21 protein-coding genes and 1 pseudogene are annotated in these 22,507 nt (G+C 64.5%); 14 read left to right on the plus strand and 8 right to left on the minus strand.

All coding sequences use genetic code 11. The features are described 5' to 3' along the window. Positions 1-24: 24 nt before the first annotated feature. Positions 25-564 (minus strand): NUDIX hydrolase, encoded by a 540-nt coding sequence (locus tag QMG52_RS06665; RefSeq protein WP_283559641.1) that lies wholly within the window; start codon positions 562-564, stop codon positions 25-27. Positions 565-682: 118 nt separating this feature from the next. Between QMG52_RS06665 and QMG52_RS06670 the strand changes: the two genes are divergently transcribed. The 5 genes from QMG52_RS06670 (at position 683) to QMG52_RS06690 (ending at position 7,421) form a co-directional block, all read left to right on the plus strand. Next, a complete protein-coding gene (locus tag QMG52_RS06670; RefSeq protein WP_283559642.1) occupies positions 683-2,251 on the plus strand; it encodes a CCA tRNA nucleotidyltransferase in 1,569 nt (522 codons plus the stop codon). Continuing rightward, entirely contained in the window at positions 2,241-2,861 is a 621-nt protein-coding gene (locus tag QMG52_RS06675) for a histidine phosphatase family protein (protein ID WP_283559643.1), read from the plus strand. The genes QMG52_RS06670 and QMG52_RS06675 overlap by 11 nt, the downstream gene beginning before the upstream one ends. A gap of 348 nt (positions 2,862-3,209) precedes the next feature. Next, positions 3,210-4,832, plus strand: coding sequence for a glycosyltransferase family 87 protein (locus QMG52_RS06680; protein WP_283559644.1), 1,623 nt, complete (start codon positions 3,210-3,212; stop codon positions 4,830-4,832). A gap of 26 nt (positions 4,833-4,858) precedes the next feature. After that, complete coding sequence (locus tag QMG52_RS06685; protein WP_283559645.1) at positions 4,859-5,980, plus strand: lipid II:glycine glycyltransferase FemX; 1,122 nt, start codon at positions 4,859-4,861, stop codon at positions 5,978-5,980. Continuing rightward, on the plus strand, positions 5,973-7,421 hold the full coding sequence (locus QMG52_RS06690) for a phytoene desaturase family protein (RefSeq protein WP_283559646.1): 1,449 nt from the start codon (positions 5,973-5,975) through the stop codon (positions 7,419-7,421). The genes QMG52_RS06685 and QMG52_RS06690 overlap by 8 nt, the downstream gene beginning before the upstream one ends. Positions 7,422-7,453: 32 nt before the next feature. On the opposite strand, the gene QMG52_RS06695 is transcribed toward QMG52_RS06690, so the two are convergent. The 4 genes from QMG52_RS06695 to QMG52_RS06710 form a co-directional block, all read right to left on the minus strand. Continuing rightward, a complete protein-coding gene (locus QMG52_RS06695) occupies positions 7,454-8,638 on the minus strand; it encodes an HTTM domain-containing protein (RefSeq protein ID WP_283559647.1) in 1,185 nt (394 codons plus the stop codon). Beyond that, positions 8,625-9,353 carry a DUF5819 family protein gene (locus QMG52_RS06700; protein ID WP_283559648.1) on the minus strand — a complete coding sequence of 243 codons (729 nt, stop codon included), beginning with the start codon at positions 9,351-9,353 and terminating at the stop codon, positions 8,625-8,627. The genes QMG52_RS06695 and QMG52_RS06700 overlap by 14 nt, the downstream gene beginning before the upstream one ends. 219 nt (positions 9,354-9,572) lie before the next feature. Further along, positions 9,573-10,322 (minus strand): ABC transporter ATP-binding protein, encoded by a 750-nt coding sequence (locus QMG52_RS06705; protein ID WP_283559649.1) that lies wholly within the window; start codon positions 10,320-10,322, stop codon positions 9,573-9,575. 84 nt (positions 10,323-10,406) lie between these two features. Continuing rightward, complete coding sequence (locus QMG52_RS06710) at positions 10,407-11,528, minus strand: ABC transporter permease (protein WP_283559650.1); 1,122 nt, start codon at positions 11,526-11,528, stop codon at positions 10,407-10,409. Between the two features lie 176 nt (positions 11,529-11,704). Here QMG52_RS06710 and QMG52_RS06715 point away from each other — a divergent pair, with 176 nt between their 5' ends. The 4 genes and pseudogenes from QMG52_RS06715 to QMG52_RS06730 form a co-directional block, all read left to right on the plus strand. Further along, on the plus strand, positions 11,705-13,111 hold the full coding sequence (locus tag QMG52_RS06715) for a sensor histidine kinase (RefSeq protein WP_283559651.1): 1,407 nt from the start codon (positions 11,705-11,707) through the stop codon (positions 13,109-13,111). Next, positions 13,104-13,757: a response regulator gene (locus tag QMG52_RS06720; protein WP_283559652.1), complete on the plus strand. Its 654-nt coding sequence runs from the start codon at positions 13,104-13,106 to the stop codon at positions 13,755-13,757. The genes QMG52_RS06715 and QMG52_RS06720 overlap by 8 nt, the downstream gene beginning before the upstream one ends. 179 nt (positions 13,758-13,936) lie before the next feature. Continuing rightward, on the plus strand, positions 13,937-14,338 hold the full coding sequence (locus QMG52_RS06725) for a hypothetical protein (RefSeq protein ID WP_283559653.1): 402 nt from the start codon (positions 13,937-13,939) through the stop codon (positions 14,336-14,338). A gap of 392 nt (positions 14,339-14,730) precedes the next feature. Continuing rightward, positions 14,731-14,994 (plus strand): annotated as a pseudogene (locus QMG52_RS06730) (C40 family peptidase); the annotation flags it as partial. A gap of 26 nt (positions 14,995-15,020) precedes the next feature. Here the strand turns inward: QMG52_RS06730 and QMG52_RS06735 are convergent. After that, on the minus strand, positions 15,021-15,563 hold the full coding sequence (locus QMG52_RS06735) for a hypothetical protein (protein WP_283559666.1): 543 nt from the start codon (positions 15,561-15,563) through the stop codon (positions 15,021-15,023). Between the two features lie 127 nt (positions 15,564-15,690). Here QMG52_RS06735 and QMG52_RS06740 point away from each other — a divergent pair, with 127 nt between their 5' ends. Together QMG52_RS06740 and QMG52_RS06745 are read left to right on the plus strand one after the other, a co-directional pair. Next, the gene (locus tag QMG52_RS06740; RefSeq protein WP_283559667.1) at positions 15,691-15,933 is read left to right on the plus strand and encodes a hypothetical protein; all 243 of its coding nucleotides are present in this window, start codon (positions 15,691-15,693) and stop codon (positions 15,931-15,933) included. A gap of 86 nt (positions 15,934-16,019) precedes the next feature. Further along, positions 16,020-17,702, plus strand: coding sequence for an ABC-F family ATP-binding cassette domain-containing protein (locus QMG52_RS06745; protein WP_283559654.1), 1,683 nt, complete (start codon positions 16,020-16,022; stop codon positions 17,700-17,702). Between the two features lie 12 nt (positions 17,703-17,714). Here the strand turns inward: QMG52_RS06745 and QMG52_RS06750 are convergent, their stop codons facing one another. Continuing rightward, on the minus strand, positions 17,715-18,059 hold the full coding sequence (locus tag QMG52_RS06750) for a type II toxin-antitoxin system PemK/MazF family toxin (RefSeq protein WP_283559655.1): 345 nt from the start codon (positions 18,057-18,059) through the stop codon (positions 17,715-17,717). Next, positions 18,053-18,301: a ribbon-helix-helix protein, CopG family gene (locus tag QMG52_RS06755; RefSeq protein WP_283559656.1), complete on the minus strand. Its 249-nt coding sequence runs from the start codon at positions 18,299-18,301 to the stop codon at positions 18,053-18,055. The genes QMG52_RS06750 and QMG52_RS06755 overlap by 7 nt, the downstream gene beginning before the upstream one ends. Positions 18,302-18,660: 359 nt before the next feature. Between QMG52_RS06755 and QMG52_RS06760 the strand changes: the two genes are divergently transcribed. The 3 genes from QMG52_RS06760 (at position 18,661) to QMG52_RS06770 (ending at position 22,427) form a co-directional block, all read left to right on the plus strand. Continuing rightward, complete coding sequence (locus QMG52_RS06760) at positions 18,661-20,184, plus strand: type I restriction-modification system subunit M (protein WP_283559657.1); 1,524 nt, start codon at positions 18,661-18,663, stop codon at positions 20,182-20,184. Next, entirely contained in the window at positions 20,181-21,413 is a 1,233-nt protein-coding gene (locus QMG52_RS06765) for an MFS transporter (protein ID WP_283559658.1), read from the plus strand. The genes QMG52_RS06760 and QMG52_RS06765 overlap by 4 nt, the downstream gene beginning before the upstream one ends. Before the next feature lie 72 nt (positions 21,414-21,485). Next, positions 21,486-22,427: an ATP-binding cassette domain-containing protein gene (locus QMG52_RS06770; protein WP_283559664.1), complete on the plus strand. Its 942-nt coding sequence runs from the start codon at positions 21,486-21,488 to the stop codon at positions 22,425-22,427. Positions 22,428-22,507 lie beyond the last annotated feature (80 nt).

Here is a 22,507-nt window from a genome sequence, read left to right on the forward strand (position 1 = left end):
GCCACCCATCATCTCATTGAGGGGCTAAAAGTCTGCAGGCAGGATGTCCTTGGCCAGATCGGCGATCCGGCGTTCGTTCGGGAAGGAGAGCCGTTTGGGCAGGTCGGCCAGTTTCACCCAGGCGACATCCACCGCTTCGTGGTCCGGATCATTCTCGATGGTCAGGTACCCTCCGATCGCGCGCAACAGGTAGTGGTGCACCGTCTTGTGGACGCGGTGCCCGCTGACGGTGAACCAATAATCGATGCTGCCCAGCGGCGCCAATACCTGGCCACGGATGCCCGTTTCTTCCTCAATCTCGCGGACGGCTGCCTGTTCATGGTTTTCCTGGTTTTCGGGATGGCCCTTGGGCAGGCACCACTCAAGCCGGCCCCCGCGGTTCAGGCGCGCGATAATCGCAACCCGTAGTTCGTCGTCGGCCTTGTCCACCACTACGCCGCCGGCCGAAATCTCTTCCACGGTCGGGAGCGCCGACACCTGATGGTGTCCTCCGGGCGCGATGTGGGCACCGATTGCCGACGGCAACGGTGTCCTCTTCGGAGCGCTCGGAACTGGGTGGGCCATGACCTCCACTCTAACTACCTTTGCGCGCAGATGAGGACAGACTGTCCGCTCCGTTCTGCACCCCCGTGCGAGTGCAGAACCCGGCCGTCAGCAAAAAGTCTGGCATTGTTAAAGAACTATGGTGCAAGATCTTGATAGCTCGTCGCTGGACCCGGTCGTACTCGAACTGGGGCAGCTCTTTGTGGCCGCCGGGCATGAAATATCGCTGGTGGGAGGGCCGGTCCGCGATCTCTTTCTGGGGCGCGGCTCTCCGGATCTGGATTTCACCACCGATGCCACCCCGGAAGAGACCCTGCGGGTGGCCAAGAAGTGGGCGGATGCTCATTGGGAGATCGGCCGCGCCTTCGGCACCATTGCCTTCCGGAAGAACGGGCGCGACGGCAAACCGCTGACGATTGAAGTCACCACCTACCGTGCTGAGGCGTATGAGGTGGACTCCCGCAAGCCTTCGGTGGCGTTCGGTAAATCCCTGCGGGATGATCTGCAGCGGCGCGATTTCACCATTAACTCGATGGCACTGCGTCTCCCATCCATGGAACTAGTGGACCCTTTCGGCGGTGTCCGGGACCTGCGCGCAGGACTGCTCAGGACACCGGCCGCCCCTGAATCGTCGTTCTCAGATGATCCACTGCGGATGATGCGCGCCGCCCGCTTCGCCGCCCAGTTGGGCATGACGATTCACCCGGACGTGCACGCGGCGATGACCGCGATGGCAGCGCGGATCGGTATTATTTCCGCGGAGCGGGTGCGTGATGAACTGGTCAAACTGATCTGTGCGGCCGATCCGCGTGCCGGGATCGATGTTCTGGTGGATACCGGGCTGGCGGAGCAGGTGCTACCGGAAGTTCCCGCGCTAAAGCTGGAAACAGATGAGCACCACCGGCACAAAGATGTCTACCAGCACTCACTGCAGGTATTGGAACAGGCCGCGGAGCTGGAGACCGGCCCGGACGGCGCGGTGCCGGGCCCCGACTTTGTGCTCCGCTTCGCCGCCCTGATGCATGACGTGGGGAAACCGCCCACACGGCGCTTTGAACCCGGCGGTGCGGTGAGCTTCCGTCACCACGACGTGGTGGGCGCCAAGCTGACGGCGAAACGGATGAGAGCGCTGCGCTTCGACAATGATTCCATCAAGGCCGTTGCGCGCCTGGTGGAGCTGCATATGCGCTTTTATGGCTATGGTGAGGCGGAGTGGACGGATTCCGCCGTTCGCCGGTACGTCGCGGATGCCGGACCGTTGCTGCCGCGGCTGCACCGACTGACAAGGTCGGATGTCACGACCCGCAATCAGCGTAAGGCCGACAGGCTCTCCTTTGCCTACGACGACCTGGAGCAAAGAATCGCGGTGCTGCACGAGCAGGAAGAGCTGGCCTCGATCCGCCCGGACCTTGACGGTGCCCGGATTATGGTTTTGTTGGGCTTGAACCCCGGGCCCATGGTGGGGCGGGCCTACAAATTCCTGCTCGAGGAGCGAATGGAAGACGGTCCGATGGATCAGGCGGAGGCAGAACGTCGTCTTCGCCTGTGGTGGTCGCAGCAGCCCGAGGCCGCCGTTGTCAGGGACAGGACCGACGGCGGCAGCGCGGGTGACGGGACCGGCGACGGTCAGACTGCGGGTCCCCGGTCAAGGGACGTCCATTCCGGAATACCAGATGCACCGTCAATGGAGGAACACCATGAGGGTTGATTCAGACGCAGCGACACGCTCATCCGAGACTGCACCACCCAAGCTCTGGCTGCTGCGGCACGGGGAAACCGAATGGTCCAGGAGCGGGCAGTACACGGGTTTGACGGACCTGCCGCTAACGGAGCTCGGTGAAGAACAGGCACTATCGGCCAAGGCGGCCCTGCAGGGTGTGGATTTTGACCTGGTATTGACGTCTCCGTTGCAGCGGGCACGTCGTACGGCCGGTCTCGCCGGGTTCCCCGACGCGATCGTGGAACCCGCCGCACATGAATGGGACTACGGCGACTATGAGGGCATCAACAGCGCCGAGGTCAGAGCGGAAAACCCCGGCTACCTGATTTGGAAGGACGGTGTACCCAACGGGGAAACACTTGCCCAGGTAGCCTCGCGGGCGGATGGCATCATTGCGCGGGTATTGAGCACCCAGCCGGACGGGGCAATGGTAGGGAATGCCCTACTGGTAGCCCACGGGCACTTCCTTCGGGTGCTGGCCGCACGCTGGCTTGAATTGGATGCGTTTGAGGGCCGGCACTTTTTGTTGGGCACAGCCAAAATTTGCACCCTCGGCTGGGACAAACGCACTCCCGCGATTGAGCAATGGGGCCTCTGAACAGTGCCTGCAGACGCGGAATTCAACCGTCCTTATAACTTTCTTGAGAAACTTTATGAATGGTGTGGTCAAATACGCGCTTTATGGGGTAGCCCGGTGAATGAGTTCACCGCAATCAGCGTGAACGTAAGCCGCACGAGACAAGAAGGAGGTCCAAGATATGAATATGATTATCACCGGTTAACGGGTCTTCGCCACTCCGATCGATCAGGACCGGGTCGATCAGATCCGTCAAAGCACGAACGTGACATTGCGGGACTGAACGTCATCAATATCAGGTAGCGGCCCGGGGTACGGTTCCGGATATGCTGCCCTCCTTTGTCAGCACCAGCCGGTAAGCTCGCAATCATGCAGGATTCCGAACCCCACGCGCGCCGCCGGCGCGTCCGCATCGCCGTTCCCACCCGCGGTGATGCGCTGCTGAGCCGTATGACCGAGGTGGTTGGTGGCCCGCTGGGACGCCGGAGTGCGCCGGGCGTTGTCAGTCCGGGATTCTTTACCGTCGAACGGGTGCTGATCATTATGGTCGTGGCGTCTGGAATCCTGGCGGTGCTGTTGAAATTCCATTGTCGCCAGTCCGGCTGGAGCACACCGGATCAGTACTCCACCACGTGCTGGTCCGAGATACCCAATGTCTTCAAGGAAAAGGGCCTGGCCGTTTTCTTTCCGTACTTCGGTCCCAACGCCACCTTTGACTACCCGCCGCTGACCGGCGGGGTCGCCGGAATCACGGCATGGCTCACCACTGCCGCCGGTGCGGGCGCTCCGCGTCAGCTGGCTTTTTTTGATCTCAACGCCGTCCTGATCATTGCGATGTGGATCCTTGCCGTCGTGGCCACCGCGCGCACGGCGCGGCGCCGCCCGTGGGATGCGGCAATCGTGGCGGCCAGCCCGGTGCTTCTTTTTACCGCACTGACCAGCTGGGACATGTGGGCTGTGGGCCTGGTTTCCGTGGGCATGCTGCTGTTTGCGCGGCGGCGGAACGTGGCCGGAGGCGCCGTGCTGGGGCTGGCCGTCTGCGCCCAGCCGTATGCCCTGCTGATCCTGGTGGCCCTGCTGATGCTGAGCATCCGGACCCGCCGGTGGCTTCCGCTGCTCGAGGCGGTGACCGCCGCCGTCGTCGCCTGGCTTGTTATCATGCTGCCGGTCCTGGTCCTGAATTTCGGCACATGGCGCGCCTACTTGAATATCGGACTGGATAACCAGCCCAGTGAATCCTCCATCTACAAGGCCTACAAACTGGTCGCGGAACGGTTGGGCGGGGCGGGAATGGGCACCGTGGCCGTTGACCTTGCCCAGCTGATCCTGCTGACGCTGGCGGTTTTGGGCATCGGTTGGTTAGCGCTGGCCGCTCCGCGCCGTCCACGGTTGGCGCAGCTCGCGTTCCTGCTGGTCGCGGCTTATTGCCTGACGGACAAGCATGCCGCACCCCAGCACGTCCTTTGGCTGCTGCCGCTGCTGGCGCTGGCGCGTCCCAAATGGCGCACGGTGCTCAGCTGGCAGGCGGTGGAGGTTCTCCACTACCTGGCGCTGCTGCTGTTCCTGGGCCGTGAACTCGGAGATGGAAATGCGCAGCACGCCATCGACATGCCGTATTTCGTGCTGGCAGTGCTGCTGCATGTCGGGGCGACTCTGGCCGTGATGGCACTGGTGGTGCGGGAGATCCTGCGGCCCGAGTCCGATGTGGTGCGGCGTCTGGGAAGCGACGATCCGCAGGCGGGCATGTTGGAATTTGCCCCTGACCGGTTCACCGTGGGCACGGGTTGGTCCCGGGTAGTGTTGAACGGAACGAAGGCCCTGAACGGAACCGCAGGCGCGGAATTCACCCAAGGGTCAACACCGGAATCGGTCGATTGCGGAGGCACGAATCCGAGCCGTACGAGTCACGCCAACATGACTCACTCCAGTACGAATCACGCCAGTACGGATGAAGCCAGTATGAATCACGACAGCATGGATCCAGTTGATTGAGAGCAACCCCAAGGAGAATTCCCCCGGTGACCACCGAGCACTATCGTTACGAAGAGCTGACCGCGGCGCGCTTTGACGAACTCGTTGCCCGACATCCGGACACGCTGGTGCCACTCGAGCAGACGCCGCAGTGGGCCGTCTTTGAGCGCGAAACGGGCCGGAAGCCATTTGGGATTTTCGCCTATTTTGAGGACGACGGCGACGGGCCAGCAGTGCTGGCCAGTTATCTGCATTCCACCCGCCGTCTGCGCGAATCGATGGTGGTGGTTAATGGGCCCGTCTGGTTCGTGGCCCGGACGCCCGCGGCAGAGCGGCGTTTTGTGGCCACCATCCGTGGCCAGTTTGACCGTGATGCGCGGGTCAGTCCCGTCTTCCTGCGCCTGCAGGTGAAACATCCTCAGCCGGGGGTGGCCAAGGCCCTGGAACCGGGCTGGTATGACCGTGAAATTGTGGTGGACCTAACGCAGGACGAAAAGGCCATGCTGGCCGGATTCCGTCCCAACGCCCGGCAGAGCATCCGCAAGGCGACCCGCGCCGGGGTGGAGATCCGCAGGATCGAGCGGGCCGACCGGATGGAGGTATTCCGTCGGGAGCTGTACCCGATCATGGCGGAAACGGCCGCGCGTGACGGGTTTTCTGCCTTCGGCTCCGCCTACTACGAGACCTTGCTGAGCTCGCTGGCAGATTACACGGAACTGCTGGTGGCCTATCTGGACGGCAAGCCGCAGAGCTGGTTGATCAGCACAGAATACCGCGGATATGCCGTCTACTACTTTGCCGCGAGTTCCGCCCGGGCGCGGAAGGCCTTTGCCCCCTACCTGCTGTTGTGGGAGAGTTTCCGGATGCTTAAGGCCAACGGAAACACGAGCTGCTCGCTGACCGGAATCGTCAGCGAGACCTACCCGTCGCTTGCCAACGTCACGACCTTTAAGCGCAATTTCTCCAAAAACGTTGTGGTCCTGCCGACGACATTCGACGTGCCGGTGAAGAAGCTGCACTATGGTGCTCTCTGCACTGCCCTGCGGTTGCGACGCGAAGGATTCGTGGCCGTACGCCGCGGTCTTGTCCGGGCCAGGGCCCTGCTGAAGAGACTGACCAGGCGTGCCACCACGGCAGCCGCAGTTACGCCCGAGGCAGACCATGACTGACGCCGTCGTCGTTGGTTCCGGCCCCAATGGGCTTGCCGCAGCGCTCACGCTGGCGCGGGCCGGACTGAAGGTACGGGTCTATGAGATGGGCGCCGGCATCGGCGGCGGAACGCGCAGCTCCGAACTCACTCTCCCCGGATTCCTGCACGACGTCTGCTCCGCGGTGCACCCGATGGCACTGGCCTCACCGTTTTTCCAGGCCTTCGAACTCGATAAGCGGATAGAGCTGGTGGTGCCGGAGATTTCCTACGCACACCCGCTGGACGGCGGCAGGGCCGGCATCGCCTACCGGGACCTTGACCGTACCGCCGACGGACTCGGGCGCGACGGGGACGCCTACCGGGCGCTGTTCGCCCCGATCGTGCGGCTGCTGGATGGCGTCACGGATTTTACCCAGCACCAGCTGCTGCGGATGCCTCGGAACCCGCTGGCCGCGCTGGTATACGGGCTGCGGACGCTGGAGCAGGGCACGCCGTTGTGGAATGCACGCTTCCGGGAGGACGTCGCGCCAGCGATGATCGCGGGCGTTAACGCCCACTCGATCGGCAAAATGCCGAGGCTTTCCACCGCCGGCGCGGGGATGCTGCTGGGTGCGCATGCCCACGGGCGGGGCTGGCCTGTCCCGCTGGGCGGATCCCAGGCCATCGCGGATGCCATGGCGGCGGATCTGCTGGCTCGCGGCGGTGAGATCGTGCTCAATACAACCATCACAACACTGGCCGAAGCCCGCGCGGACTCGGGTGCGAAGGCTGTACTGCTGGATGTCTCCGCAGCGTCCCTGGCCAGAATCGCGGCCGACGAGCTGCCGCCGTCGTACCTGCGGGCCCTGGCATCCTTCACATACGGCAATGCCGCCAGCAAGGTGGATTTTGCGCTTTCCGGACCGGTGCCCTGGAGCAATGCCGAGCTGGCCGCGGCATCCACCCTGCACCTGGGCGGGAGCCGGGCGGAACTCGCCCGCTCCGAGGCGGAGGTGGCTGCCGGAATCCACCCCGCCAACCCCTACGTGCTGGTCAGCCAGCCGAGCCCCTATGACCCCAGCAGGGCACCCGCCGGACGCCAGGTGCTGTGGACCTACACCCATGTTCCGGCCGGCTCGACGGTGGATGTGACCGAGGGGATCACCGCGCAGATTGAACGCTTTGCACCCGGGTTCCGGGACATCATCGTCGCCCGGAACACGATCACCGCCGACGAATACAGCCGGTACAACCCGAACTACATTGGCGGGGACTTCAGTGCCGGAGCGGTGACACTGCGGCAGCTGATCAAACGTCCCGTGGTTTCGGCCAATCCGTGGCGCACGCCGGCGAAGGGTGTGTACCTTTGTTCGTCGTCGACCCCGCCGGGCCCCGCCGTGCACGGGCTGTGCGGCTGGTACGCGGCGCAGAGTGCACTCAAGGACATTTTCGCGCTGCCGGCGCCGGAGCTCGGCGTCTGACCGTTGGCTTTTCGGTGTCGCGGCTGAGCCTGTTAGGAGGCAGCCGGGCCCGATTCCGCGGGCCTGTCCGCCGGCATTGCGGCGGAGGTGGTCGGCGGCGCCGTACTCCGTCCGTCCGGGTCCTGTCCGTCCGGGTCCCGACGTTCGGCGCTCCTGGCTTCCGGGGTGCCCGTCGGGGCTGGCTCCAGCACCGCACCCGGCCGGCGCTTACGCCTACCGCGGAGCCAGCCACCGACGGAGTCTATGGTCGAGTCACGCACGAAGATGACATCCGCGGCCACCATGGACAAGGAGAAGACACTCAGACCCAAGAAGACGCCGATGCCGGCATGCATGGCGATAAGTCCGAGAACAGCAAGACGCCGGGTCCAGCGGGTGAGCAGCAGGAGCGGAAACAGCACCTGAATGGCCACCGAGCCCCAGGAAATCAGATGCACCATTAAATCATTGGCCACCAGCAGGTGGTTCAATTGCGGCCACGGACTGAAGTTCTCCGCATGCATTGGATAATAGATCGCCGTGCCGTCGCGCCACAGGGTGCCGCGGGCCTTTGCGACCCCGGCCACCAGATAGATGATGATGACCTGTGCGCCGATGGCGACGACGGCGAGGTTGTGCACGATGATGCCAAACCAGTCCGGTGCCGCGGTCCGGGCGATAAGTGACTGACGCCGTGCGGCGGACGACTTCTCGCTGCGGATCCGGCGGCGCCGCGCGTCCAGGGACCACCGCTGCGAACCGTCGGTGAAGAAGCTGTAGATCATCATGATGCGCAGCGCATTATCCGCCGAGTCCGAGGAGGTGGGGCCCAGGGCCGCCAGCGAGATGAACATCAGCAGCGTCACCAGCGTAACGATGCGGGTCCGCCAGCCGAGCACCATGAGTACGCCGAAACCGGCCAGCAGCACCAGTTTGGCCAGCAGCAGGGCATCAGGGTCACCGGCGTTAAAGTACTTGAACAGCCAGAAGTTCCAGATGCTGTCATTGCGGTAAGGCTGCGCCCAGCCAGAGGCGGTACCCCAGATGTATTTACGGTCCATGAAATTGGTGGCAACGATCGCGACCACGGACACGCCGAGCAGAATACGCAGGATGGATGTGCCGTACTTGGCGCGTTTTCCGTCCAGCAGCCAGGATTCGAGCCTGCCGACGACGTTGAGCTTCGGCGCTTCGGCTGTTCCGGCGGCGGGGGCCGACGACGTATTAGTTGCTGACATGGGGTGCCGCCTTCGTGCCGTACATGGCCTCGATGGCGGCCAAATCTATGTCTGGAACCTGGATGACGCCGCGCCAGCCCGCTTCGAAATCCGTCGCCGTGACCTGATAGTCGTTATTGTTCCGCTCGGCGTAGGGTTTTACCGGGATGGTCCGGATCGTGAATTGGACCGCCGTGACACCGTCGCCCCAGCGTGCCCGGGCCACGGAGCTGACCATGGACGTCATCGCCGTTTCATCCTTAACGAACTGCGTGACGGCCGCGGCGTCCGCGGCTGAGCCGGTATCGGCCAGATCCTTCTTCATCCGTTCCAGCCAGTCGGATCCGACGAATGGCTGCTTCGGCACGTTTTGCAGGTTCTGCGGGAGCAGCCCGGCGGATACCTGATAGTGCGAGGTGAGCTGGAAGTTGGTCAGGTACAGCCGGGAGGGCACGGGCTGGTGCAGGATGGACCTGTCCACGTCGGCCTGGGAGATATTGAACCACTCGGTGTCTGTGCCGTTGATCTGGGCCCGGACCAGAAGCTCCGTATCCACCTGGATCGGATCGGGGGCGAATACCGACCAGTACTGTTTGAACAGGGGGGTCATGTAGGCATAGATGGTGCCCTTACCGGCAATATTTGCGAGCTGGCTGGAACCGCTGAGATAGCTGACGGTGGCGAGGCCCTGCCACAGGAGCACAAGCGTCAGCGCGGCTCCCACCAGGCGTACCACTAAGGGTCTTTTTTTCATGATCTCGGCCGGACGCCCCGTGGTCCGCCCGGTGGCGGTCGGGCGGTGCCGCTCCCTCTCTTCCGTTGCGCTCAAATTTCAGTATGGCATGCTGAAAATGAGCTCGGCGCGGGGCACGCCGGTCAGGGCCCGGGCGCCGCGGGTAACAGCGGCGCCCGGATTCCGTCCCCTGCGGGGTACTCCGCTGTATTTCCGGCCGGATCAGGAATGCGTCGGGACGGCGGCGGACAGCTTGCCGTCGCGCATCGTGGCCACGGCATCCGTAAGCGGAACAAACTCGGTGTCGTGGGTCACCATGACGGTGGCCAGCTGGAATTCGTCCGTGACCCGGCGCAGCAGCCGGACAATGGCGTCACTGCGCTCATGATCAAGCGCCGCCGTCGGCTCATCCACCAGCAGCACCGTCGGGTCGCCCATCAGGGCGCGGGCAATGTTGACACGCTGGCGCTGACCCCCGGAGAGCTGGTGCGGGCGTTTGTTGGCCGACGACGCCAGACCGACGATGTCCAGCAGCCCGGCGGCCTTCGACCGTGCCGCTTTGAGCGGCTTCCCGCGCAGGTGGTCGCCGATAACGAGCTGTTCCGCTGCAGTCAGTGCGGCCAGCAGGTTTGGCTGTTGAAAAATGATGCCGACCTTGTCGCGCCGCAGCGTCGTGAGTTCCTTGTCCTTGAGGCCCGTCGCGTCGGTGCCGTCAATGATCACCAGTCCGCTGGTGGGGCGGACCAGGGTGGCGGCCGCCGCCAGCAGACTGGACTTGCCCGAACCCGAGGGCCCGACGAGGGCCATCATCTGGCCGGCGCTGACCTCCATGCTGACGTCGTCCATCGCCTTGATGGTTCCCTCGCCGTCCGGGTATTCGAGGGTGACGTTGATGAGGCCCAACGGTGCGCCGGTGCGCGTCGGTGTAGGTGTCGGTGTCGGGGAGAGCGGGCCGAGAGTGGTGGAAGTCATGAGGAAGGTCCTTTCAGGAACTGAGGTGCTCATATCGGGGGTGTTTTCGTTGAGGGGCCCCATCGCGGGCACCTCAGATTGTGGTTAGTTGCCGCCGAGGGCAATCAGCGCGTCCACCTTGGTCACCCGGCGGACGGCCAGGGCGGAGCCGGCCAGTCCCAGCAGCACAATGCCCACAATCGGCAGCAGCGTGGTGGCGGGTGAAACCAGGAAGGGTGCGGCCGTCGCGGCGAAGAAGCCGCCGGTGATGCCGATCAGGCCACCGATGGCGGCTCCTGCGAGCAGGACGATGGCCGCCTGGGTGATGGCGTCCCGGAGCACATAGGAGCCGGAGGCGCCCATCGCCTTTAGGACCGCGATGTCGCGGGTCCGCTGGACGGTCCAGACCGTCAGGAAGGCCACGATCACCAGGGCGGAGATGCCGTAAAGGAACGCCTGCATGAGCATCAACGAGCCGTTTTCGCTCTTGTAGGAACCCAGGGCCTGGAAGGATCCGGTACGGGAGGTGCTCACCGTGTTGGCGGCGCTGTTGGCCGCAGCCTCATCGACCCTGTCACCAGTCACAGCCCCATCGGCGTAGCTGACCGCGAGGACCGTGCCCACCTGATCCTTGTCCGTCAGGTGCGCCAGCGCGGCCCAGGTGGGCTGGGCGGTCCACACGACACCGGTATGTGAGTACCACTGGTCATCGACGATGGCGCTGATGGTCAGCTCGGTACCGCCCACACTGGCCTTATCGCCGACCGAGAGTGAAAGGTCCTTTGCCACGGTTTTACCGATGACAACGGTGTCTGCGGTTACGGGCGCGGGGGCCAGACTGCCGCCCGACTGGACACCGAAGACCGCCACATTGGTGGTCCCGTTGTTGCCGCCGGCACCCTGGAAACGGGTCTGGCTGATGCCAACAGGCTCGGCATTGGCCACGCCCGGCTGCGTCTTCCAGCTTTGCACCTGTGCGGCGGTCACCTCGCTCTCCGTAAAGGATGCCTTGGGATCATTGCTGCCGGGTGCGCCAAATGCGATGGTGTCGACCGCCGTGGTGCTGCTGCTGGCGCCAAGCTCCGCGATGGCAGACGTTGACTGATTGCCCAGTCCGGCAGTGAGGCCGGAGAGCATGACCAGCAGCACGGTGATCAGGGCGACGACGCCGCCCATGAGGGCGAAACGGCCCTTCGCAAAGCGGATATCGCGGATGGCGAGAAACACGGTTTTTCTTCTTTCAGTCGGGTGCCGAAGCGGCGGAACATCTCGTACTTCCACTTTCCCGCCGATCAGTGCCTTCAACATCGGGGAGTCGGATGATCCCCGCTGACCGGGCGGCTGATCGCCCCATCAACCATTCGGATGATCCACTCGTCTCCGGCAGCGCCTAAGCTGGTGCTATGCCTGCCCCGGAACCAGTCCCCGCGCCGGCCGCAGCGGGCAGCCCCGCCTCCTCCAGCGTCCTGATCCTGCGTTTCCTGCGGGTCACCTTGCATGTCGGCTTCGCGCTGCTGCTGACGATCGCCGTCGTCCGGCTCCTCACCACGGTCCCGGATGGCCCGGCACGCTGGGCGCTGCTGGCCGTCGCCGTCCTTCTGGCGCTGGTGTATCTGGCCGGAACCGTGCTCGAAAAGCGGTACGCGGCAGGACTCTCCGCGCTGGATCCGGGCAGGTATGCCATCTTCTGGCTGGCCGCGGTCACCGCACTCTGGGGCGTCCTGCTCGCCGGAAGTGCCGAATTCTCCTGGCTGGCGTTTCCGCTGTTCTTCCTGCATATTCACGTGCTCCCGCGTCGGTTGGCGATAGTGACCGTTGCGCTCATGACCGCGGCCGTCATCGCGTCGCAGTGGGCCGCCAGCGGGCCTGCCGTACCGGCGGGGGCGGCCGTGGTGGGGCCGGTGCTCGGCGCCGTTTTCTCGATCGCAACCGGGATCGCCTACCGGGCGCTGTACCTGGAGGGCGAACTCCAGCGCCGTGCCGCGGATGAGCTCCGCCGGACCCGGGCCGAACTGGCAAGAACCCAGCACGACGCCGGTGTGCTGGCCGAGCGTGAGCGGCTGGCCCGTGAAATCCACGACACACTGGCGCAGGGTTTTTCCAGCATCGTGCTGCTTTCGCGGGCCGCGGATAAATCGCTGAGCACCGGGGATCCGTTTACCGCGCGGAACCGGTTGGCGATGGTGCAGCAGACCGCGGCGGATTCGCTGGCCGAGGCCCGGAACTTTGTCCGTGGCCTGTCGTCCCCGCAGCTGCAGGAGTCGTCGCTGGTGGAGAGCCTGCGCCGGCTCTGCGAGAAGACGGAGACGGAGGCGGCCGCCCGCGGCGTTGGCCTGCGCTGCAGGTTCGAGCTCGATGGCGAACCCGTGGAGCTGCCGCAGCCGTACCAGGTCACCCTGTTGCGCGCGGCGCAGTCCAGCCTGGCCAACGTCTGGCTGCACGCGAAGGCCGGGACCGCCGTCGTCACCCTCAGCTTCCTGGGGAGTGAAGTGACGATGGACATTTACGACGACGGCGTGGGCTTTGATCCGGCGCCGGCGCCGGCGCGGGCGGACGGCAGTGGATACGGGCTGCGCTACCTGCGTGAGCGCGTCGGAGCGCAGAACGGGACGCTGGCGTTGGAATCCGCTCCCGGCGAAGGCACCGTGGTGGCTTTGCGCCTGCCGCTGGAACCGGCCGTTCCGCCGGATAGGGGCGACCGTGAAGGCGCCGGTCTGGAAAATGGTGTCGGGGACGGCGACGAATTGGAGGTCGTCGATCGCGATAGTGCCGTCCGGGATGGCCCCGCAGACAAGGGGAACGATGTCTGAAATCCGACTGCTGCTGGTTGATGACCACCCCGTGGTGCGCGCCGGGCTGCGCGCCATGCTCACCGATTTCGAGGGCATAACGGTCGCCGCGGAAGCAGCCGACGGCGGCGCCGCCCTGCGCGAGCTGGCGCGCCTGACGACGCTGGGTGAGCAGGTGGACGTGGTGCTGATGGATCTGCAGATGGGCGCCGGGATGGACGGTGTCACCGCCACCGCAAAGATCAGATCCCTGCCGTCGCCGCCCCCGGTGCTGATTCTGACCACGTATGACACGGACGCGGACATCCTGGCAGCGGTTGAGGCCGGGGCCAGCGGATACATGCTCAAGGACGCGCCGCCGGAACAGATCCTGCAGGCGGTAATGTCTGCCGCGGCCGGACAGACCGCGCTGGCCCCAGAGGTGGCGGCCCGGCTGATGGGGCGGATCCGAAACCCCGAGCCGGCATTGTCCGCGAGGGAAGTGCAGCTGGTGGAGCTGCTGGCCACCGGAATGTCCAATCGTGCCATCGCCAAGGCCCTGTTCATCTCGGAGGCGACGGTCAAGACGCATCTGGTGCACATCTACGAGAAGCTGGGCGTGGATAACCGGACGGCCGCGATTTCCGTGGCCACGCAGCGCAGGATTATCCGCGCCTCCGGCCGGTAGACCCGCTGATCAAGCGTGCCGCTGGCCGAACCAGCCGTCGGACTATTCGGGTGTGGCCCGCGGGTTGACCCTGCAGGGCCTCGTCGCTGATCCGCGTCGTCGGGGCCCCGCGGGTAGCTGCAGGGCCGGGCCGGTGCTACGCTCCGAGCTATCGGACCATCACACGAGGGACTTCGGCCATGAGCACTCCACATTCCAGCGTTCCGCAGCTGATCCGTGTTTCTGCACAGGAAAACGGCGACAGGCTGTGCGTACGCTTCCAACTGAGCAAGTCCATGCCGACGCATGGCAGTTATCTGATGGGAATGGTTGCCGCCAGTGAGGACTATTCACACCAGCGCCGGCTGTCCATTGAATTCGTCAACGGCGATCTGGTGGACTTTTCCACGTTCAACCACGAGCAGGTGGACCAGGAACACCACAACCACTCCGGTGTCACTCTTGACGGCACCACAGTCACCGCGGACTTCCCAGCCTCATCCATCGGAGGGTTAGGCAGGGGACGCATCGTCACCGCCTACAGCCACGCCGACGGTGAGCAGCTGCAGTCGCGCTTTCCGGTGGACACCGAAGGATTTTAATGGCCGTTCCACCATCTGCTGATGGCCTGAAAAGTACCTATTGCCTCCGGCCTCATTCGGCGTACCCTCGGTACTACCGTTGGCCGAGCCTCAGGAGGTAGCTTTTGTGTCCCGTTCCCTTGGCCCCGCGTAAAGGCCGCCGCACTGCACTGACTTCCGCGTGCGCGTTCCTGGTCGGTATCGGCCTCCTCAGCGTCGGAACGGGAAGCACAGATCCGCTGAGGACCACCTACGCGGATGGACTGCAACCGGGCGTGATCGACAGTCCAGCCAGCACGGCGCTCGGTGGGAGGACGACGGCGGCCGTCTTGGCGCCGTCCGGCGCCCAGCTGGTGTTCGCCAGCAGTCCCGTGCTCTCGGCACCGGCACCCGCAACCGGTTGGCCAACGCAGATGTTCCCGCTTCCAGCGCGGGACCGCGTCGCCCCGCTCTCCGCGACCGGGCAGCTCGCTGTGGTCAGGGCAGCGTATGCGGGACTGGGGCACCCCTACGTTTGGGGCGGGACCAGCGTTCTTCTTGGCTGGGACTGTTCCGGATTTGTGCAGTGGGCGTACCGGCAGGCCGGTCTCAATCTGCCTCGGACGGAACAGTGGACAGTCATGGTTCCGACATCGGCGCCGCAGCCCGGGGACCTGGTAGCGCAGAATCAGGATGGACCTGATCATTGGTCGCATGTGGGAATCTACGTGGGCGGCGGCATGATGATCAGCGCGCTGAACCCGGACGTGGGGACGGTATTACTGCCGGCCTGGGCCACGGGAACGTCGAGATACTTCACCATGGCCGCGCCGTGGGGTTCCGGGGAGCCTCTGCTGGAGCCGTCGACGGCGCCGGGACTTCCCTTTAGGGTGACCCCGGCTCCCGTGGGGGCGCCGCGGCCGTTGCCGGCCGCGGCATTTGCTCCGCCCGCGCCGCTGGCCCCGTCGCCGCGACCCGCGCCTGACCCTACCCCGTCGGTAAGGCCGAGGCCTATTCCGAAGCCGATGACTACCCCGTCCCCGACGCCTAGCCCGTCCCCGACGCCTAGCCCGTCCCCGACTCCGACTCCGAAGCCGACACCAATGCCGTCGCCGTCGCCGACACCGGCCTCGTCGCCGCTGCCGACCCCATCACGGACTCCGGCTTCGTCGCCGTCACCGACTGCCACCCCGTCGCCGACAGCCACCCCGTCGCCGACAGCCACTCCGAAACCGACGGCAACCCTGCCTGCAACCCCGTCGGCCATCGGGCTCATTCCGCAGCTGGCGCAAAAACAACAGTCCTCTGATGGGCTTCCCGCTTCCGCGGCCGCCGCGCTGGCCGGCATAGGCATCGCCCCAGCCGATACGAGGAAGGTCGGAAAATCCGGCGCGGTGAGCTATTTCGCGGCGGCGAAAGGTGCGGAGAGCATATGTTTCCTCGCTGCTGACCAGTACGGTGCACTGATCCAGAGCCGCTGCACCGACACTGACACCTTCTTTGCCCAGGGACTCCGGCTCACCGGCCTCCCACTCGGTCAGGCTGCGCTGCTCATCGCGACGGATTCAGATCCCGCCCACAGCCGGAGCGCCGGTTGGAACGCGGTGTCGGGGAATCTGCTGGTCAATAATCCGTAACCCGTTGAGCGCGGCCGTCCATACCAGTAGCGGCATGGTTTGGTGCGGGTGCGCCGATACGGCCTTCAGGGTGGAAGACTGGTCACGTGGGCCATATAGACGTTGCAAATATTGATTACTTCCTCTCCGACGGCAGGCAGCTGCTCAACGGAGTGAACTTCCGCGTTGCCGACGGCGCCAAAACGGCGCTGATAGGCCCCAATGGGACGGGTAAGACGACCCTGCTGCGGATTATCGCCGGAGACCTTGTTGCGGATGAGGGAGTCGTCTCCAAATCCGGTAATCTGGGCGTCATGCGCCAGTTCGTCGGGCAGGTCCGGGATGAGACCACCGTGCGGGAGCTGCTGCTGTCCGTGGCATCGCCGGACATTCGGGCGGCCGGGAACGCCGTCGATGCCACCGAACTGACCATGCTGGAGCGCGACGACGAGCCCAGCCAGATGGCGTACGCCCGGGCAATCGCAGACTGGGGCGATGCGGGCGGTTACGAGATGGAGACGACCTGGGACGAAGTGACGATGGCGTCCATGGGCATCGACTTCTACAAGGCCCAGTATCGGAAGGCCTCCACCCTCAGCGGAGGAGAGCAGAAGCGGCTGGTGCTGGAAGCGCTGTTCAGCGGGCCGGACGAGATTCTGCTGCTCGACGAGCCGGACAACTACCTTGATGTGCCGGGCAAACGCTGGCTGGAAGCCAAACTTGCGGCCTCGGAGAAATCCGTTCTCTTCGTCAGCCATGACCGGGAACTGCTGGCCAATGCGGCCAGCCGCATCGTGACCCTGGAACCTGGCATCAACGGTGCCTCCAGCTGGACGCACGGCGGAGGGTTCGCCTCCTATGTGCAGGCCCGCGAAGACCGTAATGCGCGCTTTGAGGAGCTGCGGCGCCGCTGGGACGAGGAACACGTCAAGCTCAAAGAGCTGGTGAACATGTACAAGAACAAGGCCGCATTCCGCTCCGACATGGCGAACCGGTACCAGGCCGCGCAGACACGGCTGACAAAATTCCTTGAGGTGGGGCCGCCGGAAGCGCTGCCGATTGAACAGAATGTGAAAATGCGGCTCAAGGGCGGCCGGACGGCGAAGCGTGCCATCGTGGCCCGGAAGCTGGAACTGACGGGGCTGATGAAACCGTTCAACGCGGAAATCTGGTTTGGCGACCGCGTGGCGGTGCTGGGCTCGAACGGTTCCGGGAAGTCACATTTCCTCCGGCTGCTGGCGGCCGGAGGTTCCGATCCGGACAAGGAACATCAGCCAGTCTCCGACGTCGACATCGCACCCGTCCCGCACGTGGGCTCGGTGAAACTCGGTGCCCGGATCCGCCCTGGCTTCTTTGCCCAAACGCATTCGCGTCCCGACCTCCTGGATCGTACGCTGCTGAGCATCATGCACCGCGGGGATGAACACCGTTCCGGGCTTGGACGCGAGGCCGCGGCCGGTGCGCTGGACCGGTATGGACTGGCCTCGCAGTCGGAGCAGAAGTACGACTCCCTCTCCGGAGGGCAGCAGGCGAGGTTCCAGATCCTGCTGCTGGAGCTGTCCGGCGCAACGCTGCTGCTGCTCGATGAACCCACCGACAACCTGGACCTGCATTCCGCCGAGGCGCTGGAAAAGGCAATCGATGCCTTCGAGGGAACGGTGCTTGCGGTCACCCACGACCGCTGGTTTGCGCGCAGTTTCGATAGGTACTTCGTCTTCGGCGGCGATGGCAACGTCTATGAAAGCGACGAGCCGGTGTGGGATGAAAAGCGGGTACAACGGGCCCGGTAGGCCGGCAGCGGGCTACAGGTCGAGGACGCGGCGGAGACCGCGGTCCACCTCGTCGATGAAGCTAGCTGGGACGTGATCGACTTCGTGGCTTAGATCCGATTTGTTGAGCGTGACCAGGGCCGTGACATTCACTACCGAATCTTGAGGTAGACCCGTCGCAGCGACGGGCAGGAACACATTTCCAGGCATCGCGGCTAGGGCAGTGTTGGAGGTGATGATCGCTACCAAGACAGTTGCCAAGTGACTGGCGTTGTAGCTGCTGGCCTGAATGACCAGGACAGGTCCGCGCTTGGCAGGTCGGCTGCCAATGGCTGGACCTAGATCAGCCCACCACACGTCGCCGCGCTCGATCACCACTGCTCGTCAGCAGCCAGCAGGAGCCGATGACCCCCTTCGACAGCCGCGGCGTAGGACTCGTCTTGCACGCCGATCTGGTTCAGTGCACTATTTATCTGCTCAGCCAGAGAATGAGTGTCCAGTTTGTCAAGGTAGCTGTTTGCGGCAAGCGCGAAGAACTCCGATCGGCTCAGCCCGAGGTCTTTTGCGCGGCGAGAGACCCGGTTAAAGGTGTCGTCGGGAACGGAGATGGCGGTCTTCATGGAATAAGTGTAACCAGGTATAACCAGGTATAACCATCCTTTCACCAAAGTTGGCGCCAGCAGAATCAGCCGGAGTCGCCTTGGCGATATAACAGGAGGGACGCTAGCATTGAATGTAATTGCGGTAATCCGAAGAAGTTGAAGAAGCGGAAACTTCCGCCCGCAGGCTCGATGCGCAACTGTGTGAGGCACGCAAGAGGTCAAATTCATTGCGCTCGGCGCTCCTGCCTTCTCCGGCCAGTTGGTTGACCAGAACCCCAACGACGAACCAGCCTCTACCCTGCTTGAGCGCCTCAAAACCGAGGGGGCCGCGGAAAGCCGGTCCCTCGCCGTCGTACGTCCCGAAAGGCCCTTGTCTCATGAGTAACCACGCCGAACTCCGTCGCCTGGTCGACAAGCTGTGGAGCTACTGCGACGTGCTGCGCGACGCCGGGGTGGCCGCGATCGAGTATGTGGAGCAGCTGAGCTTCCTGCTGTTCCTCAAAATGGCCGATGAGCGCGAGAAGAACCCGTTCAACCCCAAAAAGGTGTTCCCTCTCAAGCTGGATGTCTCCTGGGACCGGCTCGCCGACCTCAGCGGGGACGCGCTGGAGGTGGAGTACCAGCGCGTGCTGCGCGAGCTGGGCAAGGAGCCCACCAACCTGGGCGTGATCTTCCGCAAGGCGCAGAACCGGATCCAGGAGCCGGCGCTGCTGCGCAAGCTGCTCCGTGACCTGATCGGCACGGAGACGTGGTCTGTGGGCGGCGACCTGAACGGCGACGCGTATGAGGCGCTGCTGCAGCGCTCGGCCTCGGACGTGAAATCTGGGGCGGGTCAGTACTTCACGCCGCGGGCGCTGATTCACGCGATGGTGGAGGTGATGCGTCCGGTGCCGGCGGATCTGATCATCGACCCGGCCTGCGGAACGGGCGGTTTTCTGCTCTCTGCCGTGGAATACATCGAACGCCACTTCGGCACCGGCATGACGCCGGACCAACGGGAAAATCTCAGCTCCGGGCAGTTGGTGCGCGGCGTTGAACTGGTGGATTCCACCGCCCGGCTGGCCACCATGAACCTTTTCCTGCACGGGGTGGGCCGGGAAAACGGGGAACCGGTGATCGACGTGCGCGACGCCCTGTCCGGGGTGCCGTCCACGCGCGCCACGCTGGTGCTGGCGAACCCGCCGTTCGGCAAGAAGTCCTCCATTACGGTGACCGACGATGAAGGCCGGGCGGAACGGGAGGACGTTTCCTACTCCCGCCCGGACTTCTGGGTGACCACCACTAACAAGCAGCTGAACTTCCTGCAGCACATCGCTTCACTGATGGCCGTTGGCGGCCGCGCCGCCGTGGTGGTTCCGGACAATGTGCTCTTTGAAGGCGGTGTGGGGGAAACCATTCGGCGGCGGCTGCTGAAGGAATACGACGTGCACACCCTGCTGCGTCTGCCCACCGGCATCTTCTACGCCGGTGGCGTCAAGGCCAATGTGCTGTTCTTTGACCGGAAGCGTGGCCGGCCGGAGAAGCCCTGGACCGAGAAACTCTGGGTCTACGATTTCCTTGTGGGTGAGCACTTCACCATGAAGCAGAACCCGCTGCGGGACGAGCACCTGGCAGATTTCATTGCGTCCTTTGCCGCGGAGGACCGCTCCCAGCGGGAGGAATCCGAGCGCTTCACCTCCTTTGGCTATGCGGAACTCCTGGCGCGGGACAAGGTCAACCTGGACATCACCTGGCTGAAGGACCCGTCGCTGGAGGCCGCGGACGACGGCGTGCCGCCGGAAATCATTGCGCAGGAAATCGTAGAGGACCTTCAGTCGGCATTGGCGGAATTCGCCGCGGTGGCGGATGCGCTGGCGGCCCGGGCCGTCGAGCGGAATGACGCGGAACGGGGTTCGGTTTGAAACCGGAGCAGGTCAACAAGGCGGCCATTGCCACTTTTGTGGTTTTTGCCATCAACGGGCTGGCCTTCGCCAGCTGGGCGGCCCGGATCCCGGCCGTCACCCGCGTGCTGGGCCTGAATCCGGGCGAAATGGGTGCGGTGCTGCTGACCGGTGCCGCCGGTTCGGTGCTGGCCCTTCCCGTGGCCGGGACCATCGTGGGCCGGATCGGAACGGCCAGCACCTCTCGTCTGGGAGGGTCCTTGGCGGCCATCGGGGCCTTGGTCATTTCGATGGCGCTGCTGGTCACCTCGGTGCCGATAATCGTCGTCGGGCTGTTCCTCTTTGGGGTTGGCATCGGGCTGTGGGACGTCTCGCAGAACATCGAAGGCGCGGAAGTGGAACGGCATCTGGGCCGCACGGTCATGCCCCGGTTCCATGCCGGGTTCAGCGGTGGGGCCTTTGTGGGTGCCCTGCTGGGTGCCGGAATGTCCAGTCTGAATCTCAGCCTGTCCCTGCACCTGACCGTGATCGCGGTCTTCGTGACGGTGGTGCTGCTGGTGGCGACCCGGTATTACCTGCCGGAGCGGGACCTGCACACCGGCCACGCCGAAGGGGTCCGGCTCGACACTCCGGCACGGGTGAAACCCGCCCCTAGCGCTTGGCGGGAACTGCGCACGGTGCTGGTGGGGCTGGTGGTCCTGGGTGCAGCGCTCACCGAAGGGGCCGCCAACGACTGGATTGCCAAGGCTACCGTGGACGGGCTGCACAGCAGCGAGTCCGTGGGCGCCGTAATGTTCGCCGCGTTCGTTGCCTCGATGACCATCTTCCGTTTCATTGGCGGGCGCTATATTGACCGCTTCGGCCGGGTTCCAGTACTGTATGCAAGCCTGGGTGCGGCACTGGTGGGTCTGGTTGTCTTCGTTTTTGGTCCGAATATCTGGATTGCCGGGCTCGGCGCCATCCTTTGGGGAGCCGGCGCCGCCCTTGGCTTCCCGATGGGGATGTCGGCTGCGGCGGATGATCCGCAGCGGGCAGCCGCACGGGTGTCGGTCGTTTCGACCATCGGCTATGTGGCCTTCCTGGCCGGGCCGCCGCTGTTGGGATTCCTTGGGGATCATTTGACGATCCGGGTCGCGCTGCTGGCGGTGGGCGCCGCCATCGTTGCTTCGCTGCTGACGGCACCGGCGGCAAAGCCGCTCCCGGCCGTCCGGGCGGAGCTGGGCGGCCTGAGCAGCGGGGGTAGTATGTGATGCGGTTCACATTTGGTTAAGCGAGACGGTTAACGAAGCAGGTGACGCGTGATCATTGAGGCAACCGGTTTGATGAAGGTCTACAAGGCCAAGGGCGGAGCTGTGCATGCGCTCGATGGGCTGGATCTCGCCGTGCCGGAAGGGACAGTGAAGGCGCTGCTGGGACCCAATGGAGCAGGCAAGACAACGGCCGTGAAGGTCCTCACGACGCTGACCCGGCCCGACGCCGGCTCCGCCAGCATCGCCGGTATTGATGTCCTTCGTGACCCGAAGGCCGCGCGTCGCATCATCGGAGTCTCCGGGCAATACGCGGCAGTGGATGAAAATCTCACCGGCTTTGAAAACCTGGAAATGGTCGGGCGGCTCTACCATTTGGGCGGGAAACTGGCGAAACAGCGTGCCGGCGAGTTGATAGAGATGTTTGAGCTGACGGCCGCGCAGAACCGGCCGGTCAAAGGGTTCTCCGGCGGCATGCGACGCCGGATCGACCTGGCCGGCGCCCTGGTTATCCGGCCCAAGGTCCTCTTCCTCGACGAGCCCACCACGGGGCTGGATCCGCACGGCCGGCTGGCAATGTGGGACGTCATCAAGTCCTTGGTGGCGGACGGGACGACGCTGCTGCTGACCACGCAGTACCTTGAGGAAGCCGACCAGCTTGCGGATGAGATTTCCGTGATCGACGACGGAAAGGTCATCGCGGAGGGTACGGCGGATGAGCTCAAGGCCCGGATCGGCGGCCACCGTGTGGAAGTCACGCTGGTCGCGGAGTCCGACGCCGGCGCGGCCCGCGAAATCCTGACCCGCCACGGCGAGGGCGAACCCTCGACGGACGGTGACGGCCGCAGCCTGGAGGTCGGTGTGATCAACGGGCCGGTGTCCCTGCACAGGGTCCTGGGGGCACTGAACGATGCCGGCATTGCCCTGCACGATGCCGGGATCCGCCGGCCCACTCTCGATGACGTATTCCTCAGACCCGGATCCGCGAGTAAGAACTTTTTGACAGGGGTGTGTTAAACCGAACAAGTGCCCCTTGAGCTGGGAAAATAGTAGTTGCGAAGCCAAAATTTTCCAGACAGAGAAGGACACCTGTTCAG

Origin of the sequence: Paenarthrobacter sp. PH39-S1, assembly GCF_030063245.1 — a bacterium.
Lineage (GTDB): Bacteria > Actinomycetota > Actinomycetes > Actinomycetales > Micrococcaceae > Arthrobacter_M.

Bases quoted from the DNA above. Each gene is read 5' to 3' on its own strand.
- QMG52_RS06665 (WP_283559641.1), bottom strand. From the start codon at position 564: ATGGCCCACCCAGTTCCGAGCGCTCCGAAGAGGACACCGTTGCCGTCG.
- QMG52_RS06670 (WP_283559642.1), top strand. From the start codon at position 683: ATGGTGCAAGATCTTGATAGCTCGTCGCTGGACCCGGTCGTACTCGAA.
- QMG52_RS06690 (WP_283559646.1), top strand. From the start codon at position 5,973: ATGACTGACGCCGTCGTCGTTGGTTCCGGCCCCAATGGGCTTGCCGCA.
- QMG52_RS06735 (WP_283559666.1), bottom strand. From the start codon at position 15,563: ATGGCCGACGGGGTTGCAGGCAGGGTTGCCGTCGGTTTCGGAGTGGCT.
- QMG52_RS06705 (WP_283559649.1), bottom strand. From the start codon at position 10,322: ATGACTTCCACCACTCTCGGCCCGCTCTCCCCGACACCGACACCTACA.
- QMG52_RS06715 (WP_283559651.1), top strand. From the start codon at position 11,705: ATGCCTGCCCCGGAACCAGTCCCCGCGCCGGCCGCAGCGGGCAGCCCC.
- QMG52_RS06755 (WP_283559656.1), bottom strand. From the start codon at position 18,301: ATGAAGACCGCCATCTCCGTTCCCGACGACACCTTTAACCGGGTCTCT.
- QMG52_RS06695 (WP_283559647.1), bottom strand. From the start codon at position 8,638: ATGTCAGCAACTAATACGTCGTCGGCCCCCGCCGCCGGAACAGCCGAA.
- QMG52_RS06680 (WP_283559644.1), top strand. From the start codon at position 3,210: ATGCAGGATTCCGAACCCCACGCGCGCCGCCGGCGCGTCCGCATCGCC.
- QMG52_RS06675 (WP_283559643.1), top strand. From the start codon at position 2,241: ATGAGGGTTGATTCAGACGCAGCGACACGCTCATCCGAGACTGCACCA.
- QMG52_RS06770 (WP_283559664.1), top strand. From the start codon at position 21,486: ATGAAGGTCTACAAGGCCAAGGGCGGAGCTGTGCATGCGCTCGATGGG.
- QMG52_RS06720 (WP_283559652.1), top strand. From the start codon at position 13,104: ATGTCTGAAATCCGACTGCTGCTGGTTGATGACCACCCCGTGGTGCGC.
- QMG52_RS06725 (WP_283559653.1), top strand. From the start codon at position 13,937: ATGAGCACTCCACATTCCAGCGTTCCGCAGCTGATCCGTGTTTCTGCA.
- QMG52_RS06760 (WP_283559657.1), top strand. From the start codon at position 18,661: ATGAGTAACCACGCCGAACTCCGTCGCCTGGTCGACAAGCTGTGGAGC.